Origin of the sequence: Streptomyces tamarix, from assembly GCF_032423885.1 — a bacterium.
Classification (GTDB): domain Bacteria; phylum Actinomycetota; class Actinomycetes; order Streptomycetales; family Streptomycetaceae; genus Streptomyces; species Streptomyces tamarix.
On record NZ_JAWCTQ010000017.1, the window covers coordinates 45,802 to 62,568 of the forward strand.

Sequence of the window (16,767 nt, forward strand, 5' to 3'; positions counted from 1 at the left end):
TCCTTCGAGGGTGGAGCCAACATAACCGCACAGCAACAACCATTGACAAGTGTCCTGAATGTTTCTCTACTGTGAACGCTCACAGAAGCATGGCAGGCCCCCGCGACTGTCGGAGGCCCCAGGTCAGGGAGAAACATCCATGCCGTTCACGCTGCGCCGCCGCCTCGTGGCCACAACCGTCGCCGGTCTCCTCGGCGCGACCGCCCTCACCGCCTGCGACTCGTCCGGCGACGAGTCCGCCGCCCCGGCGGAGGCGGGCCCCGCCGCCCTCACCTACTGGGCCTGGGCCCCCGGTATGGACAAGGTCGCGGACCTCTGGAACAAGGGCCCCGGCAAGGAGTCCGGGATCACCGTCACGGTGAAGAAGCAGGCGTCCGGCGACGACCTCGTCACCAAGATCCTCACCGCGGCCAAGGCGCACCAGGCCCCCGACCTGGTCCAGGCCGAGTACCAGGCGCTGCCCACCCTGGTCAGCAACGACGTCCTGGCCGACATATCCAAGGAGGTCGAGGGCGTCGAGGAGAAGTTCGCCCCCGGCGTCTGGCAGCAGGCGACCCTCGGCACGGACGCCGTCTACGCGATCCCGCAGGACTCCGGGCCGATGATGTTCTACTACCGGCAGGACCTCTTCAAGCAGTACGGCCTGACCGTCCCCACCACCTGGGACGAGTTCGCCGAGACCGCCCGCACCCTGAAGGAGAAGGCCCCCGACAAGGCCCTCACCACCTTCTCCGCCAACGACGCCGGCCTCTTCGCCGGCCTCGCCCAGCAGGCCGGCGCCCGCTGGTGGAGCACCGAGGGCGAGAAGTGGAAGGTCGGCATCGACGACGCCGCCACCCGCAAGGTCGCCACCTTCTGGGGCGGCCTCGTCAAGGAGGGCGTCATCGACAACCAGCCGATGTACACCCCCGCCTGGAACAAGGCCCTCAACACCGGCGAGCAGATCGCCTGGGTCAGCGCCGTCTGGGCCCCCGGCACCTTGACCACGGCCGCCCCCGACACGAAGGGCAAGTGGGCCATGGCCCCGCTCCCGCAGTGGTCCGGCGGCGCCCAGGCCACCGGTAGCTGGGGCGGCTCCTCCACCGCCGTCACCAACGACAGCAAGCACAAGGCTGCCGCCGCCAAGTTCGTCACCTGGCTCAACACCGACCCCACCGCCCTCGCCGCCCTGGTGAAGGAGAGCGGGATCTACCCGGCCGCCACGGCCGCGCAGACCGGCGGCGCCCTCTCCAAGGCGCCCGACTTCTTCTCCAACCAGCCGACGTTCTACGCGGAGGCCGCCGCGATCGCCAAGACGACGGCCCCCTCCGCCTGGGGCCCCAACGTCAACGTCGCCTACACGACCTTCCGCGACGCCTTCGCCCGCGCCGCCAAGGACAAGACGGACTTCGGTGCCGCGCTGCGCACCATGCACGACACCACCGTCGCCGACCTGAAGAAGCAGGGTTTCGGAGTCGCCGAGTGACCACCACCGCCCCCCGGGCGAACGCCACGGCCGCCGCCGTCCGCCGCTCCGGCGCACGGCGCGGCCGTAGCGCGCCGTTCGCCTTCCTCGCCCCCGCCGCCGTCCTCTTCGCGCTCTTCTTCGCCCTGCCCATCGGCTACGCGATCTGGCTCAGCCTCCACAAGGTCGAGGTCAAGGGCCTCGGCCTCGGCAAGGGTGCCCGCAGCGAAGTGTGGGCCGGCCTCACCAACTACACCGACGCGCTCACCGACTCCGAGCTCCTCGACGGCGCCCTGCGCGTCCTCGGGTACGGCGCCATCGTCGTGCCCACCATGCTCGGCCTCGCCCTGCTGTTCGCGCTGATGCTCGACGCCGACCGGGTCCGGCTCACGTCCGTCACCCGACTGGCGATCTTCCTCCCGTACGCGGTGCCCGGCGTCATCGCCGCCCTGCTGTGGGGATTCCTCTACCTGCCCGACGTCAGCCCGTTCTACTACGTCCTCGACGCGCTCGGCCTGCCGCAGCCCGACCTGCTCGACGGCGGACCGCTGTTCTTCTCGCTGTCGAACATCGCCGTCTGGGGCGGCACCGGCTTCAACATGATCGTCATCTACACCTCCCTGCGGTCCATCCCCGCCGAGGTGTACGAGGCGGCCCGGCTCGACGGCTGCTCGCAGTTCCAGATCGCGCTCCGCATCAAGATCCCGATGGTGGCGCCGTCGCTGGTCCTGACCTTCTTCTTCTCGATCATCGCGACGCTCCAGGTCTTCGCCGAGCCCACCACCCTCAAGCCGCTCACCAACTCCGTCTCCACCACCTGGAGCCCGCTGATGAAGGTCTACCAGGACGCCTTCGGCAACGGCGACCTCCACGCCGCCGCCGCCACCGCCGTGATCATCGCCGTGGTCACGCTCGCCCTGTCCTTCGGCTTCCTCCGCGCCGCCAACTCCCGCACCCAGCAGGGGGAACCCCGATGACCAGCATCACCGCACGCAAGTCCGCGCCCGCCGCGGGCACCACCCCCGGAGCCGCCCAGGCCCCGCCGCGGCCCGCCGCCGGGCGCCCGCCGCTGCGCCACCGGATCGCACTGCTGCCCACCGCCGCCCTGGTGCTGGGCGCCGTCTACTGCCTCCTGCCGGTCGCCTGGGTCCTGGTCGCCGCCACCAAGTCGGGCCGGGAGCTGTTCTCCACGTTCACCTTCCTGCCCGGCACCGGGTTCACCGAGAACATCGCCGACCTCCACGCGTACCGCGACGGCATCTACTGGCGCTGGATGGGCAACTCCGCCTTCTACGCCGGCTTCGGCGCCCTCCTGTCGACGGCCGTGTCCGCCGTCTCCGGCTACGCGCTCGCCCTGTACCGCTTCCCCGGCCGCGAAGCCGTCTTCAAGGTCCTCCTCGCCGGTGTCCTCATGCCGCCGGTGATCCTCGCCGTCCCGCAGTACCTGCTCCTCGCGAAGGTCGACCTCACCGACAGCTACCTGTCGGTCCTGCTGCCGCTGTTGCTCTCCCCGTACGGCGTGTACCTCGCCCGGATCTACGCCTCCGCGGCCGTCCCCGCCGACGTCGTCGAGGCGGCCCGCATGGACGGCGCGGGGGAGTGGAGGATCTTCACCCGCATCGGACTGCCGATGATGGTCCCCGGACTGGTGACGATCTTCCTCTTCCAGTTCGTCGCCATCTGGAACAACTTCCTCCTGCCGTACATCATGCTCGGCGACGACGAGAAGTTCCCGATGACGCTCGGCCTGTACACGCTCCTCGCCCAGGGCTCCAACACCCCCGCCCTGTACACGCTGGTCATCACGGGCGCCCTGCTGGCACTGCTCCCCCTGATCGCGCTCTTCCTGTTCATCCAGCGGTTCTGGAGCCTGGACCTGCTGTCGGGAGCCGTAAAGTCGTGACCATGAAGCACACGGGGGGGCGGCGCAAGCCGCCGACGATCCACGACGTGGCCCGCGAGGCCGGAGTGTCACGCGGCACCGTCTCGCGGGTCCTCAACGGCGGACACTACGTCAGTCCCGCCGCGCAGGAGGCCGTCAACGCGGCCATTCGCAAGACCGGGTACGTCGTCAACCGGCACGCCCGCTCCCTGATCACCGGCCGCTCCGACTCGGTGGGCTTCCTCCTCACCGAGCCGCAGGAGAGGTTCTTCGAGGACCCCAACTTCAACGTCCTCCTGCGCGGCTGCACCCAGGCGCTCGCCGCGCACGACATCCCCCTCCTGCTGATGATCGCCGGGACGGAGGCCGAACGCCGGCGCATCACCCGGTACATCACCGCCGGCCACGTCGACGGGGTGCTGCTGGTCTCCAGCCACTCCGGCGACCCCCTCGCCGAGCGGCTGCGCGACGCCGGGGTGCCGCTGGTGGCGTGCGGCAAGCCCATCGGCCACACCTCCAAGGTCAGTTACGTCGCCGCCGACGACCGCGACGGCGCCCGTGACATGGTCCGCCACCTGCTGGCGCTGGGCCGCCGCCGCATCGGCACGATCACCGGCCCGCTCGACACACCGGGCGGCGTCGAGCGGCTCGCCGGTTACCGGGAGGTCCTCGCCGAGGCGGGCGTCCCGTACGACGAACGGCTCGTCGTCACCGGCGACTACAGCCACGCCGGCGGCGAGGCCGGCGCGGCCGAGCTCCTCCGCCGCGACCCCGGCCTGGACGCCCTGTTCGTCGCGTCGGACCTGATGGCCCAGGGCGCGCTGTCCGCCCTCCACCGGGCCGGGCGGCGCGTTCCGGAGGACATCGCGGTCGGCGGCTTCGACGACTCGCCCGCCGCGACGTCCACCGACCCGGCGCTCACCACGATCCGCCAGCCGTGGGACCGCATCAGCACCGAGATGGTCCGCGTCCTCCTCGCCCAGATCGGCGGGGAGGACCCGGCGGCGGTGATACTCCCGACCGAGCTGATCCGCCGCGCGTCCACCTGATCCCCGCCCCGCTGCTCCGGCCGCGCCGCCGGGGCAGCGGGCCGGATCCCGGCCGCCCCGGGCCGCCGCTGCCCCCGCCGGGGCGGGTCGGGTACTAGCTGGTGCCCAGGTAGTACCCGACCTGCGGCGGCTGGTTGTAGCCGGTGTTCTGCCAGGCGACGCCCAGCCGGTACACCGGGTCGTGCATCAGCGTCGGCAGGCGGAAGTCCGTGGGGTGCGGGGTGGTGTACAGGCGCAGCGCCGTCGAGTCGGCGTCGCGCCAGATCATCTCCTCCCGCCAGTCCCCGAGGATGTCGGCGGACAGCGCCGGGTTGCCCTTGGTCCAGTTGTTGGACCGCGCGGCCGTGTCGTACCAGACGCGGGTCAGCTCGGTGGAGCCGGTGTACTTGAGCACCTGCCCGTAGCCGCTGCCGGCCGTCCCGGACCAGCGGTGGTCGAGCAGTTCGCGGTGCGCGTCGCCGTCCCACCAGATCGCGGAGTTGTACGAGGCGGCGCCGCCGAACGAGGGCACGGCGTCGCTGATCGGCGTGCCGTCCGCCGCGTGGAGGCCGCCGCCGCTGGACCAGCACTCGGCGCCCGCGTGGTCGCGGGTCAGGTCGGCGCAGAGGCCGCGGCCCACGTCCGTGCCGGTGCGCCGCCCCCACAGGACCTGGCCGGTGCGGGCGTCGTGCATCTCGTAGCCGTAGGCGGCGTCGGCGTGCTCGTGCACGTTGAACGACTCCAGGCCCGGCCGCGACGGCAGGAGGTCGCCCACGTGCAGGGCGTCGCCGTGGCCGAGCCCCGTCGTCCACAGGCCGGTCCCGTCGTCGTCGACGGCCATCGCCCCGTACAGGATCTCGTCCCGCCCGTCGGCGTCGACGTCCGCGACCGCCAGGTTGTGGTTGCCCTGCCGGTCGTAGCCCTTGCCGTGGTTGGTGGAGGCGTTCGTGTCGAACTTCCAGCGGCGGGTCAGGGACGTGCCGTCCCAGTCGTACGCGGCGAGGGCGATCCGCTCGTACACGCCCCGGCTGAACACCATGCTCGGCCGTGCGCCGTCCAGGTACGCGGTCGCCGAGAGCAGCCGCCCCTCCCGGTTGCCCCACGTGTCGCCCCAGTCCGCGACGGACCCGCGGGCCGGTTCGAACGGGGCGGACGCCATGACGCGGCCGGTCCGCCCGTCGAAGACCGACAGGTACTCGGGACCGCCGAGCACCGCGCAGTTCGCCGCGAGGTGCGAGGCGCCCGGGTCCCCGACGACCGTCCCGGCCGCGTCGCGGGTGCCGTCCGAGGTGCGCACGGCCATCTCGGCCCGGCCGTCGCGGTCGTAGTCGTACACCTGGAACGAGTCGTAGTGCGAGCCGCTGCGCACGTTCGTGCCGAGGTCCACCCGCCACAGGTGGGTGCCGTCGAGCTCGTAGGCGTCGAACAGGGTCGGCCCGGTGCACGTGCCGGAGTTGGCCACGTCCGTGGCGTTCGACGGCACCCACTTGAGGACGAGTTCGTACGCGCCGTCGCCGTCGAGGTCGCCGACGCTCGCGTCGTTCGCGGAGTACGTGTAGGCGACGCCGTCGCGGGTCGTGCCGCCCGGCGGCTTCCGCAGCGGGATGTCGAGCCGGCCGGAGCCCCAGACCGCCGCGCGGGCGGCGGGCTGCTCCACCCCGCCGACGACGGCCCGGAGCTCGTACCTGGAGGAGGCCGAGCCCCCGGTGTCCAGGTGGTTGGTCTTCCCCGTGGTGGCGATGAGCGCACCGCCGCGGTACAGCCGGAACGACACGCCGGACGGGTCGTCGCCGAACATGCGCCAGGTGACGAGGGTGCCGCCGGCCGCCGGGACGGCGACGAGGCCCCGGTCGAGCCGCTCCGCGACGCGCACGACGGCGGTCGCCCGGACGGCCGCGTCCGGCGGGGCGGCGCCCGCGGCCGACTGGGGGGCGAGGACGCCGCCGGTCCCGGCCGCGAGGGCGGCGAGCAGCGCCCCCGCGACCCGGCCGGCACGGCGGTGCGGGCGGCGGGGACGGTGGCGGAACGGGCGGTGCGGGGAGCGGGGGGAGGGGGACATCACGCGACCTCGTTGTCGGGGACGGGGGAGTACCCGGTGGTCGCCACCCGCCCCCGGAAGGTTGCCCGGTGAACGGTCCGCTCCCACCCGCCGCCCGCGAACCGGAGGCCCGCGCGGCGGCGGCGCGCCAGAGCCGGCGCCGGAGCAGGGAACTCGGCGCCGAAGCCGTCGAGCGCTGGGCCGTCCGCCTGCCGGCCGGCCTGCACGAGCGGATCGGCGACCTCCTGAAGGCCGTACGGGCCGCCGCACCCTGGCGGAGGCGGGCCCCCGCTCCCGGGGCCCCGCTCCTGGGGTCCCCGTTCCTAGGGGGCGACGGAGGAGGGGTTCCCGGAACCCTGGCTCGTGTCCGGTTCCGTGACCGTGTTCGGTTCCGTGTCCGTGTCCGGGGCCGTGCCGCCGGGCGGGGTGTCCGGGTCCGTGCCCGTGGGGGAGCCGTACTGCGGCGGCGTGTCCGGGGACGTCTGCCCGGGGGACTCCTCCGGGGTCGTCCCGCCGTCCGTCGTACCGTCCGTGCCCCGGTCGGTCGGCGTGTCGGTCGGGGTGTCGGTGGGGGTGCCCGGCGGTGCGGTCGTGGACGTGTCCGGCGACACGGGCGGTTTCGTGGTGGCCGGCGACGTGCCGTCCGTCGGCGTCGCCGCAGGAGAGGTCCGTCCGGGGTGCGGGCGTTCGACGCGCTTGCCGGTCTCCACGTCGACGACGGTGAACGTCGGCACGGGCGTCGGCGCGGGCACCACGACCACGACCTCCTCCGCCTGGAAGCCCGGCCAGGTCCGCCCGACCACCTTCTCCGGCCGCTCCACCTGGGGCCGGTCCAGCGGATTGCCGCAGGCGCAGCGCACCCGGGGCACGCCGTACTCGTCGATGAGCACGGCCGTACCGGCCTGGAGTACCGCCTGGTACGGGACCGCCCTGCCGTCCTCGTAGCCGTGGTTCGTCACCAGCGTGTCGAGGCGCAGCTGCACCGACGTCAGGCCGCGCAGGTACGCGGGCAGGCCCTCCGGGGAGGTGCGCAGCACCGACGCGAAGGCCCTCGCCTTGGACCGGTCCCCGTTCAGGTACGCGATCTGCTTCTCGACGTCGCACACGGCGCGGTCGCCGCTGCCCCCGTACAGCTCGGGCACCGACCCGGCGTACCGGTGGCGCTCCTGCGCGGGCAGCCGCTTCACGGCCTGGTCCTCCGGCGTGGCCGTGCTGGGCGTGAAGCTGTTCGGGGGGCGGTACGAGACGCTCTCCGCGCGCACCGCCTCCGCCTCGCCGGGGCGCGACAGCACCACGGCCAGAGCCACCGCCGCGACGAGGACGCCGACGAGGGAGGCGATCACCGGAACGGACCGCCACCAGGGGCGCCCGCCGCCCGCGCGGTGCGAACCGCCGCCCGCGCCTCCGCCCCCGCCGCCTCCGCCCGGGGGCGGCGGGGGAGCGGCGGGGGGCTGCCCGGGGCCGGTGCGGTCCGGCGCGGGGTGCGAGAGCGGGCCCGACGGGGGGCCCGTGGGGCGGCCGGACGCGGGGTCGGAAGTCACATGCGTACCTTTCTTCCGTTCCGTGCCTATTGTGTGCTCCGTCCGGGCGTCGCCCGCAAGCCGGGAGACCGGGTCCGCGCCTAGCGTGGCACCGTGAGCAGTCACAGCGCCGCGCAGCGCGGCACCGCGCACGGCCTCCGCCACGCCGTGCGGGCCTGGCTCGACGCTCTCGCCGCGGTGCTCGCCGCGCTCGCCGCGATGGCGGCGACCGCCGCCCTCGGACTGTGGGCGGCGGGCGCGGCGGACCTGCCCGGCGGGGCGTTCCCCCGCGTCGTCGCCGCCGTCGTCGTCATGGCGGCGGGCGGCGACGTCGAGCTGGCGGGCGGCGCGGGCGACCTCGCCCGGACGGACGCCGAACTGACCGCCACGCCGCTGTCCGTGTCCCTCGCCGGAGCCCTCGTCCTCGCCGCCGGCTTCCTGAGGCCCCTGCGCCACCGCGCCGTCGCCTCGACGCACGAACTCCTCGCCCGCGTCGCCCGCACGGCCGCCCTCTGGCTCGCCGCCCTCGCCGTCCTCGCGGCCCTGGCCCGCCACACCTTCACCGACCTGCTGCCCGCCGACTCGCCCGCCGACCTGCTCGGGGACCTCCTGGATGCCTCGCCCAGCCTCGGCTTCCGCGCGGACACCGGGGGCACGCTCCTGTACGGCCTGCTGTGGGTCCTCGGCGTCCTCGCCCTGACCCTGCTGGTCTCCCGCGGCGCCCCGCTCCCGGTCCGGTTCGTGCGCTACCAGGAGCCCGTACGGCCGGCCGCGTCCGCCATGCTGTTCCTGCTCCTCGCGTACGTCGTCCTCGGCCTGGCCGCCGGCCTCGTCGTGGCCGCCACGCGCGGCCGCCCGGCGGACACGTTCGCCGTGCTGCTGCTGGGCCTTCCCAACCTGGTGTGGCTCGCCCTGGGGCTCGGTATCGGCGCCTCCTGGGAGGGGCGGGTCGACGGCCCGTTCGGGCTGCCCGTGCCGCGCGTCCTCGACCAGGTCCTGCGTGGGCCCGACGACACGACCCTCGACGTGCGGGCCCTCGCGGCCCACGACGACCGCGCCTGGTGGCTGGTCCCCGTCGCGGCGGTGCTGCTGCTGGCCGCCGCGTTCGTGGCGGCGGTCCGTTCGCCGGCCCGCACCCGCCCGTGGCGGCAGGCCCTCCACCTGGGCGTGGCGTTCGCCCTCACCCTGCTCGTCGTGGCGCCGCTGACCCGCCTCGACGCGCGCCTCGGTCTGTCGCTGCTCGGCATCTTCGAGGTCGACGCCCTCGGCGGGCGGGTCGGCCTCCGCCCCCACCCGTGGACGGCCGCCGGCCTCGCCCTCCTGTGGGGCGCCGCCGCCGGGCTCCTCGGCGGCCTCCTCGCCCGCCGGGTCCGCCACCGCGGCGAGGCCGACGACGGCGCCGACGCCGAGCGGCCCACCGGCTGAGGGGCTTTCCCGGGCGACCGCCGCCCCGATCCGGCGGAGACCCACTGGGTAGGGTGGGCGCGACACCACACCGCGAACCGGAACGAGGAGCAGTCGTGAGCGAGTCGGCGTCCACCGCCCTGCAGCAGGAGATAGCCCGGGAACTCCAGGTCGCCGAGACCTTCGACGCGGAGCGGGAGATCGAACGCCGGGTGGCCTTCCTCGCCGAGCGGCTGACCTCCACCGGTCTGCGCTCGCTCGTGCTCGGCATCAGCGGCGGCGTCGACTCCACCACCGCGGGCCGGCTGTGCCAGCTCGCCGTCGAGCGGGCCCGGGCCGCCGGGCACGAGGCGCGGTTCCACGCGATGCGGCTGCCCTACGGGGTCCAGGCCGACGAGCACGACGCCCAGCTCGCGCTCTCCTTCATCCGGGCCGACCACGTGCTGACCGTGGACATCAAGCCCGCGAGCGACGCCGCGCTCGCGGCCGTACTGGCCGCCGGCGTGAGCTTCCGCGACGCCCACCACCAGGACTTCGTGCACGGCAACATCAAGGCCCGGCAGCGCATGATCGCCCAGTACGCGGTGGCCGGCGCGCACGACGGCCTGGTCGTCGGCACGGACCACGCCGCCGAGGCGGTCTCGGGCTTCTTCACCAAGTTCGGCGACGGCGCCGCCGACCTGGTCCCGCTGACCGGCCTGACCAAGCGCCGGGTGCGGGCCGTCGCGGCCGCGCTGGGCGCGCCCACCGAGCTCGTGTGGAAGACCCCGACGGCCGACCTGGAGACCCTCGACCCGGGCAAGGCCGACGAGGACGCGCTCGGAGTCACCTACGACGACATCGACGACTTCCTGGAGGGCAAGCCGGTGGACGAGCGGGCCTTCGGAACGATCGTCGACCGCTACCGCCGCACCGACCACAAGCGCCGACTGCCCATCGCCCCCTGAGAGGGGGCGCCGCGCGCCCGTCGCCCCCGGGAGGGGAGGGCCGCGGCGGAGGACCACCGTCCCGGCACGGCCGTGTCGGGACGCGGCGCACCCGCCCGCGCCCGGTCGCGGCGCGTCACGGCGGGGGCCGGCCGCCCCGGAAGACGGGCAGCGCCCACGGCGGGGGAGCGGGCGGCGGGGGCGGAGGCCCGGCGGGCGGGGGAGGCCCGTCCACCCGGGCGCCGCCGCGCCCGCCGTCCTCCGCCCGCGCCGTCGCCGCCCGCCGCAGCTCGGTCACGAACGCCATGCACGAGTCGAACCGGTGCTCCGGAGCCTTCGCCAGCGCCTTCGCCAGCACCCCGTCCATCCCCGGCGGCAGCTCCGGCCGCACGTCGCTCAGCGGGGGCGGGGGATCGTACTGGTGCGCCCACAGCAGGGCCATGTCGTCGTCCCGGCGGAACGGCGGCGCGCCGGCCAGCGTCTCGTACACGACGCACCCCAGGCTGTACACGTCGCACCGGCCGTCCACGGGCCGTCCCGAGATCTGCTCCGGCGCCACGTAGTCGAGGGTCCCCACGAACTGGCCGACGCTCGTGAAGCCGGTCAGGGACAGGGACTTCTTCGTCAGCCCGAAGTCCGTCAGGTAGACGTGCTCGGGCCGGTCGCTGTCCGTGCCCTCGGCGACGAGGACGTTGCCCGGCTTCACGTCCCGGTGCACCAGGTCGTGGGCGTGCGCCGCGTCCAGCGCCGACGCGACCTGCACGGCGATCCGCACCGCCGTGGCGGGGGGCAGCGGACCGGTGCGGTCCAGCAGCGCCCGCAGGTCCTGCCCGGGCACGTACCGCATGGCGATGTACAGGAGCCCCTCGGTCTCCCCCGCCTCGAAGACCGGCACGATGTTCGGGTGGTCGATCGCGGCGGCGACCCGCGACTCGTGCGCGAACCGCTTCCGGAACGTGTCGTTGCGGGCCAGCTCCGGCGCCAGGAGCTTCAGCGCCACGGTGCGGCCGAGCCGCAGGTCCGTCGCCCGGTACACGACCGCCATGCCGCCGCGGCCGATCTCGGCGTCGATCCGGTAGTGCGCGACGTCCCGCCCCACCAGGCCCGACGGCCGTCCGGCGGGCAGGTCGGCAGCCGGCCCGGTCATCCGCCACCCGCCCGGTCGTCCGCCGGGCCGCCCCGGCCGGCCCCGGGAACGTCGGCCACCCGCGTGGGCTCCGCGGCGGCGGGCCGCTCCGGGGTGCCGGGCGGACGCGCACCGGTCCCGGCTCCGCCGTCGGTACCGTCCCCGTCCCCGTCCCCGCCCCCGTCCTCCGCCGCCGGTGCGGCCCGCGCCGGTCCGGGGCCGCCGGTGGTGACGACGCGGGTGGGCTCGTGCCCGGGGGCGGGCGGCGGCGCGCCGGCGCCGGGTACGTGCTCCCCGCCGGAGGCGTCCGGCGGCGGTACGGCGTCCGCCGGGCCGGACGGCTCCCGGCCGCCGGCCCCGCGGGGCGGCGCCCCCGCCGACGGCGCCGACGTCGAGGCGTACGCGGCCAGGCGGGTGCCGTCGCAGTACAGCCAGCGCTCGTGCTCGGCGTCGTACAGCCACATCGCCTCGCCCTCGACGACGACGCCCAGCCGCAGTCCGCCGGTGCTCCGCCGGAACCCCTCGCCGTCCGTCCGGCCCGCCGCCAGGTCCTCCGCCGCCTGCCGGTACCGGGCCAGCGACGCCTCCGCCCGCGCCAGCAGCGGCCGCGGGTCGGCGGTCCGCGCCATGTCCCGCGCCGCGGCCGGCGGATCCTCCGGCACGGACACCAGCAGCCGCCCGTCCACCCAGGCCGACCAGCCGTTCGAGCACAGGATCCGCGCCCAGTCGCCCGTCCGCTCCAGCAGCCGCACCGGCAGGAAGGGGTCCAGCGGCACCGTCGGCCTGGCCGTGCCCGGCGTCTCCCACGCGGGCATGCCGTGGCGCGGTACGACATGGGTGGGCCGGAAGTCGTCGGGGGCCGGGCCGTCGGCCGGGAGGGCGGAGGTCACGGGCGCCTACTTCCGCATGATCACCGGCTCGTGGCGGCGCAGCAGTCGCGCCACCACGAAACCGAGGCCGACGGCGAGCGCCAGCAACACGCCCATGTCGAGCAGCCACGTCGGCAGGTCGTGCGCGAACAGCGGGTCCCGGGACCGCTCGCCCGGCACCGTGGTGCCGAGGTCCACGGTCGCGGCCATCGCGGCGAACGCCCACCGGGACGGCACCAGCCACGCCAGCTGCTCCAGCACCGGCGTCCCCCGCACGGACAGCAGCGCCCCGCAGAACACCACCTGCACGACCGCGAGGAGCACCAGCAGCGGCATGGTGACCTCCTCCTTGCGCACCAGCGCGGACACGAACAGGCCCAGCACCATCGCCGTGAACGCCAGCGCCGCCACCGCCAGCGCCACCTCCGCGAGCGGTGGCAGCAGCACGCCCCGCCCGCCCGGCACGCCCATCGGCACCCCGACCAGCGCGACCAGCGTGAGCACGACCGCCTGCACGACCGTGACCGCGCCCAGAACGGCCACCTTCGACATCAGGTACGCCGACCTGGACAGGCCCACCGCCCGCTCCCTCCGGTAGATGGTCCGCTCCTTCACCAGCTCCCGCACCGCGTTGGCCGCGCCCGTCAGGACCCCGCCCACGCAGAGGATCAGCAGCACGTTCAGCGTCGACTCCGGACCCAGCCTCCCCTCCGACAGGGCCCGCGCCATCGCGCCCATCACGAACGGCAGCGCCACCATGATCGCCAGGAAGGTCCGGTCGGCGCTCAGTGCCGCCGCGTACCGGCGTACGAGGGTGCGGAGCTGGGAGCCCCAGCTCTGCGCCTTCGGCGGCGGGGGCGGCGGGGAGGCCGCAGTGCCCGCCGCGGGCTCGGCGGGGCGCCGCATCGCCGCCTCGATGTACCGCTCGTGGTACTCCGAGTCGCGGAACCGGCCCGCCCAGTCCCGCTCCCGGTCGTTCTCGAACGCCTCGAACGCCTCCGGCCACTGCGCGCAGCCGAAGAAGCCGAGCGCCTCCCCGGGCGGCCCGTAGTAGGCGATCCGACCGCCCGGCGCGAGGACCAGGAGCCGGTCGCACACGTCGAGGCTGAGCACGCTGTGGGTGACGACGACGACGGTGCGCCCGTCGTCCGCGAGCCCGCGCAGCATGTGCATCACCGACCGGTCCATGCCCGGGTCCAGGCCGGACGTCGGCTCGTCGAGGAACAGCAGCGACGGCTTCGTCAGCAGCTCCAGGGCGACGCTGACGCGTTTGCGCTGCCCGCCCGAAAGGCTGTGGACGGGCTGGTCGGCGCGCTGCTCCAGGCCCAGCTCCCGCATCACCTCGTCGACGCGCGCCCGGCGTTCCGCCTTCCGGGTGTCCTCGGGGAAGCGCAGCTCCGCGTACTGCCGGTACAGGTCGCGCCCGTCGTACAGGACGGTGCCGCGGTCGGCGGGCCGCAGCCCCGTCAGGGCGTTCAGCAGCGTCGACTTGCCGGCGCCGCTGGGGCCGACGACGCCGAGGAGCGCCTTCTCGCCCACGGGGAACGTCACCCCGTCGAGGAGGGTCCTGCGGCCGCCGTCCACCGTGACGGTGAGCCCCTGCACGTCGAGGGAGACCTCGCCCGTGTCGGTGTACTCGACGAGGCGCCCCGCGACGACGCGGTACGCGCGGTGGCCGATGCCGATGATGTCCTCGGGGCCCACGCGGGCCTCGTCGACCGGGTGGCCGTTGAGGAACGTGCCGTTGTGGCTGCCGAGGTCGTGGATCCGGTACGTGCCGTCGGGGTGGGACAGCAGCTCGGCGTGGCGCCGGGAGACCACGAGGTCGTCGACGACCACGTCGTTGTCCGCGGCGCGGCCGATGCGGACGGTCCGGGTCGGCAGGGGGCGTACGGAGGTGGGGCGGCGGAAGGCGCCGGTCGCGTCGGGCAGCGACACGGACGACGGCCGCGGCCCGGGGTCCGGAGCGACGCCGGGCACCGGGGCGGTCCCGGGGTCCGGGGCGGCGCCGGGTGCGGGCGGCCACCCGTCCGCGGGCGGCCACCCGTCCGCCGGCCCGGGGCCGGGGGGAAGGCCGGTGGCGGGCCGGTCCGTGCCGGGCGGCGGCGCGGTGGCGTCCGACAGGACCGCGGCCGGGCCGTCCTCCGGATGGCCGAAGCGCAGCACCGTACCGGCGCGCACGTCCCGGGCGGCGACGCGCAGGCCGTCCGCGTACGTGCCGTTCGTGCTGCCCTCGTCCCGGACCGTCCAGTGGCCGTCCTCCTCGCGGAACACCGCGTGGTGCCACGAGACCCGGGCGTCGGCGAGCGGGATGTCGCTCGCCGGGTCGCGCCCGACGCGGTAGACGTGGCTCGGACGCAGCACCGTGGAGTGCCCGTCGACATCGACGACCAGCTCGGGTGCGGTAGGCACGACGGGCCGCTCTCCCATGAGGGAATTTTATCTTTTTGCGTAGAAATGTGCCTGATAGGTGGAGTGTGCTCCCCGGACGGAGGGGAACGCGGAAACGGACCCGAGAGACCGACAGGAGGTCCCCATGACGCCTGACCACGCACCCGAGAACCCCACGACCGCCCACCCGCGGCCGGACTTCCCCGAGCAGGAACAGTCGCACCCCGGCCGGACCGATGACATGAGCCCCCGCCCCGACCACGGCGAGGAGTCGTACCGGGGGAGCGGCCTGCTGCGGGACCGTGCCGCCGTCGTCACGGGCGGCGACTCCGGGATCGGCCGCGCGGTCTGCCTGGCCTACGCGCGCGAGGGCGCCGACGTGCTGTTCGCCCACCTCCCCGAGGAGGCCGACGACGCCCGCGAGACCGTGCGCCTCGTCGAGGACGCCGGTCGCAAGGCCGTCGCCGTGCCGTGCGACATCCGCGACGAGGAGACGTGCCGGGCCCTCGTCGAGCGGGCCGTGGCCGAGTTCGGCCGCATCGACGTGCTCGTGAACAACGCCGCCTTCCAGATGGCCCAGAGCGACGGCTTCGAGGCCATCACGACCGAGCAGTTCGACCGGGTGATGAAGACCAACCTGTACGGCATGTTCTGGATCACCAAGGCCGCGCTCCCGCACATCCCGGAGGGCGGCTGCATCGTCAACAGCGCCTCCGTGCAGGCGTACAAGCCCAGCCCGCCGCTGCTCGACTACGCCATGACCAAGGGCGCCATCGTCACCTTCACCCAGGGGCTCGCGCAGGACCTCGCCCCGCGCGGCATCCGCGTCAACGCCGTGGCCCCCGGGCCGGTGTGGACGCCGCTGATCCCGGCGACCATGCCGGAGACGGCCGAGTTCGGCAAGCAGTCGCCGCTCGGGCGGCCCGCCCAGCCGGCGGAGATGGCCCCCGCGTACGTCTTCCTCGCCTCGTCCGCCGCGAGCTACATCACCGGCGAGATCATGAACGCCACGGGCGGCACGCCGCTGCCCTGACGGCGTCCCCGGCCGGGCGCGGCCACGTCCCCGGCCGGGACGTGGCCGCGCCCGGCTCCGTCACCGCGTCTCGCGGCGGAGCCGGTGCGCCCGCCGGGAGACGCGGCCCCGGAGCACCGGCGGCCACTTCCTGGTGTCCCGCGGCTCCACGTACGGCTCCTCCGTGGGGGGCAGGCCCGCCCGGATCGCCCGCTGGCGGGCCAGTTCCGCGTTCAGCTCCAGGCCCAGCAGCACCGCCAGGTTGGTCAGCCACAGCCAGATCAGGAAGACCACGACACCGGCCAGCGTCCCGTACGTCTTGTTGTACGAGCCGAAGTTCGCCACGTACAGCGCGAACCCGCCCGACGCCAGCAGCCACAGCAGCACCGCCGTCACGCTGCCCGGGCTCAGCCAGCGGAAACCCGGCCCGCGCACGTTGGGCGCCCGCCAGTACAGCAGTGCCACCATGAACATCACGAGGAGCACCAGCAGCGGCCACTTGGCGATGCCCCACGCCGTCACGGCCGCCCCTCCGGCGCCGACCGCCTCCCCGGCGCGCCGCGCGAGCGGCCCGGTGAACACCACGATCACGGAGCTGACCGCCAGCAGCACCATCATCAGCAGCGTCAGCCCGATCCGCAGCGGCGTCAGCTTCCACACCGGGCGGCCCTCCGGCAGGTCGTACACGGCGTTCGCCGCCCGGATGAACGCCGCCACGTAACCGGACGCCGACCAGACGGCGGCGACCAGACCGACCACCGCCATCAGCCCGCTCGCCGCGCCGGCCCCCCGCAACTGGCGCACCGCGTCGCTCAGCAGGTCCCGCACGGGGCCGGGGGCGAGCTGCCCGAGGCTGTCCAGCAGGGAGCGGATCGCCGAGTCGCCGACCACGCCGAGCAGCGCCACCATGACCAGGAGGGCCGGGAACACGGACAGGACCCCGTAATAGGTGAGCGTGGCGGCCCGGTCCGGAAGCTCGTCGTCGAGGGCCTCCCTGGCCGTGCGCCGCACCACGGTTCGCCAGGACCGGGCGGACAGGTCCGCCGGTCCGTCGTCATGATTCGCCATGCCCCCACGGGTTACCCGGTACGGGCATCCCAACCAGGCGTGCGGCCGGTGCCGCGCGC

At 74.7% G+C, this 16,767-nt stretch carries 13 protein-coding genes; 7 read left to right on the forward strand and 6 right to left on the reverse strand.

Going from position 1 to position 16,767, the window contains the following annotated elements:
- Window positions 1-139: 139 nt before the first annotated feature.
- From RND61_RS15765 to RND61_RS15780, 4 genes are read left to right on the forward strand one after another with little or no spacing between them, the layout of a single operon-like run.
- Window positions 140-1,465, forward strand: a complete 1,326-nt coding sequence (locus RND61_RS15765) for an ABC transporter substrate-binding protein (protein ID WP_315878579.1) — start codon at window positions 140-142, stop codon at window positions 1,463-1,465.
- On the forward strand, window positions 1,462-2,421 hold the full coding sequence (locus tag RND61_RS15770) for a carbohydrate ABC transporter permease (protein ID WP_315878580.1): 960 nt from the start codon (window positions 1,462-1,464) through the stop codon (window positions 2,419-2,421). Before RND61_RS15765 ends, RND61_RS15770 begins: the two co-directional genes overlap by 4 nt.
- Complete coding sequence (locus RND61_RS15775) at window positions 2,418-3,347, forward strand: carbohydrate ABC transporter permease (protein WP_315878581.1); 930 nt, start codon at window positions 2,418-2,420, stop codon at window positions 3,345-3,347. The genes RND61_RS15770 and RND61_RS15775 overlap by 4 nt, the downstream gene beginning before the upstream one ends.
- The gene (locus RND61_RS15780; protein WP_315878582.1) at window positions 3,344-4,375 is read left to right on the forward strand and encodes a LacI family DNA-binding transcriptional regulator; all 1,032 of its coding nucleotides are present in this window, start codon (window positions 3,344-3,346) and stop codon (window positions 4,373-4,375) included. Before RND61_RS15775 ends, RND61_RS15780 begins: the two co-directional genes overlap by 4 nt.
- Before the next feature lie 94 nt (window positions 4,376-4,469).
- On the opposite strand, the gene RND61_RS15785 is transcribed toward RND61_RS15780, so the two are convergent.
- Together RND61_RS15785 and RND61_RS15790 are read right to left on the reverse strand one after the other, a co-directional pair.
- Window positions 4,470-6,413 (reverse strand): rhamnogalacturonan lyase, encoded by a 1,944-nt coding sequence (locus RND61_RS15785; RefSeq protein ID WP_315878583.1) that lies wholly within the window; start codon window positions 6,411-6,413, stop codon window positions 4,470-4,472.
- Window positions 6,414-6,715: 302 nt separating this feature from the next.
- Window positions 6,716-7,735 carry a DUF6777 domain-containing protein gene (locus RND61_RS15790; protein ID WP_315878584.1) on the reverse strand — a complete coding sequence of 340 codons (1,020 nt, stop codon included), beginning with the start codon at window positions 7,733-7,735 and terminating at the stop codon, window positions 6,716-6,718.
- A 291-nt stretch (window positions 7,736-8,026) separates the two neighbouring features.
- On the opposite strand from RND61_RS15790, the gene RND61_RS15795 reads away from it, so the two are divergent.
- Window positions 8,027-9,337: a streptophobe family protein gene (locus RND61_RS15795; protein ID WP_391653527.1), complete on the forward strand. Its 1,311-nt coding sequence runs from the start codon at window positions 8,027-8,029 to the stop codon at window positions 9,335-9,337.
- A 95-nt stretch (window positions 9,338-9,432) separates the two neighbouring features.
- Window positions 9,433-10,263, forward strand: a complete 831-nt coding sequence (gene nadE / locus RND61_RS15800; RefSeq protein WP_315878585.1) for an ammonia-dependent NAD(+) synthetase — start codon at window positions 9,433-9,435, stop codon at window positions 10,261-10,263.
- 115 nt (window positions 10,264-10,378) lie between these two features.
- Here the strand turns inward: nadE and RND61_RS15805 are convergent, their stop codons facing one another.
- The 3 genes from RND61_RS15805 to RND61_RS15815 are packed head-to-tail and all read right to left on the reverse strand — an operon-like array spanning window position 10,379 to window position 14,667.
- Window positions 10,379-11,389 (reverse strand): serine/threonine-protein kinase, encoded by a 1,011-nt coding sequence (locus RND61_RS15805; protein WP_315878586.1) that lies wholly within the window; start codon window positions 11,387-11,389, stop codon window positions 10,379-10,381.
- Complete coding sequence (locus RND61_RS15810) at window positions 11,386-12,258, reverse strand: hypothetical protein (protein WP_315878587.1); 873 nt, start codon at window positions 12,256-12,258, stop codon at window positions 11,386-11,388. Before RND61_RS15810 ends, RND61_RS15805 begins: the two co-directional genes overlap by 4 nt.
- Window positions 12,259-12,264: 6 nt before the next feature.
- Entirely contained in the window at window positions 12,265-14,667 is a 2,403-nt protein-coding gene (locus tag RND61_RS15815) for an FHA domain-containing protein (protein ID WP_315878588.1), read from the reverse strand.
- Between the two features lie 106 nt (window positions 14,668-14,773).
- Here RND61_RS15815 and RND61_RS15820 point away from each other — a divergent pair, with 106 nt between their 5' ends.
- On the forward strand, window positions 14,774-15,661 hold the full coding sequence (locus tag RND61_RS15820; protein WP_315878589.1) for an SDR family oxidoreductase: 888 nt from the start codon (window positions 14,774-14,776) through the stop codon (window positions 15,659-15,661).
- 60 nt (window positions 15,662-15,721) lie between these two features.
- On the opposite strand, the gene RND61_RS15825 is transcribed toward RND61_RS15820, so the two are convergent.
- A complete protein-coding gene (locus RND61_RS15825) occupies window positions 15,722-16,708 on the reverse strand; it encodes a YihY/virulence factor BrkB family protein (protein WP_315878590.1) in 987 nt (328 codons plus the stop codon).
- Window positions 16,709-16,767: the final 59 nt, after the last annotated feature.

Excerpts from the sequence above, each read along its gene's own strand:
- RND61_RS15765 (WP_315878579.1), top strand. The coding sequence starts at position 140 with ATGCCGTTCACGCTGCGCCGCCGCCTCGTGGCCACAACCGTCGCCGGT.
- RND61_RS15775 (WP_315878581.1), top strand. The coding sequence starts at position 2,418 with ATGACCAGCATCACCGCACGCAAGTCCGCGCCCGCCGCGGGCACCACC.
- RND61_RS15785 (WP_315878583.1), bottom strand. The coding sequence starts at position 6,413 with ATGTCCCCCTCCCCCCGCTCCCCGCACCGCCCGTTCCGCCACCGTCCC.
- RND61_RS15805 (WP_315878586.1), bottom strand. The coding sequence starts at position 11,389 with ATGACCGGGCCGGCTGCCGACCTGCCCGCCGGACGGCCGTCGGGCCTG.
- RND61_RS15815 (WP_315878588.1), bottom strand. The coding sequence starts at position 14,667 with ATGGGAGAGCGGCCCGTCGTGCCTACCGCACCCGAGCTGGTCGTCGAT.
- RND61_RS15820 (WP_315878589.1), top strand. The coding sequence starts at position 14,774 with ATGACGCCTGACCACGCACCCGAGAACCCCACGACCGCCCACCCGCGG.
- RND61_RS15825 (WP_315878590.1), bottom strand. The coding sequence starts at position 16,708 with ATGGCGAATCATGACGACGGACCGGCGGACCTGTCCGCCCGGTCCTGG.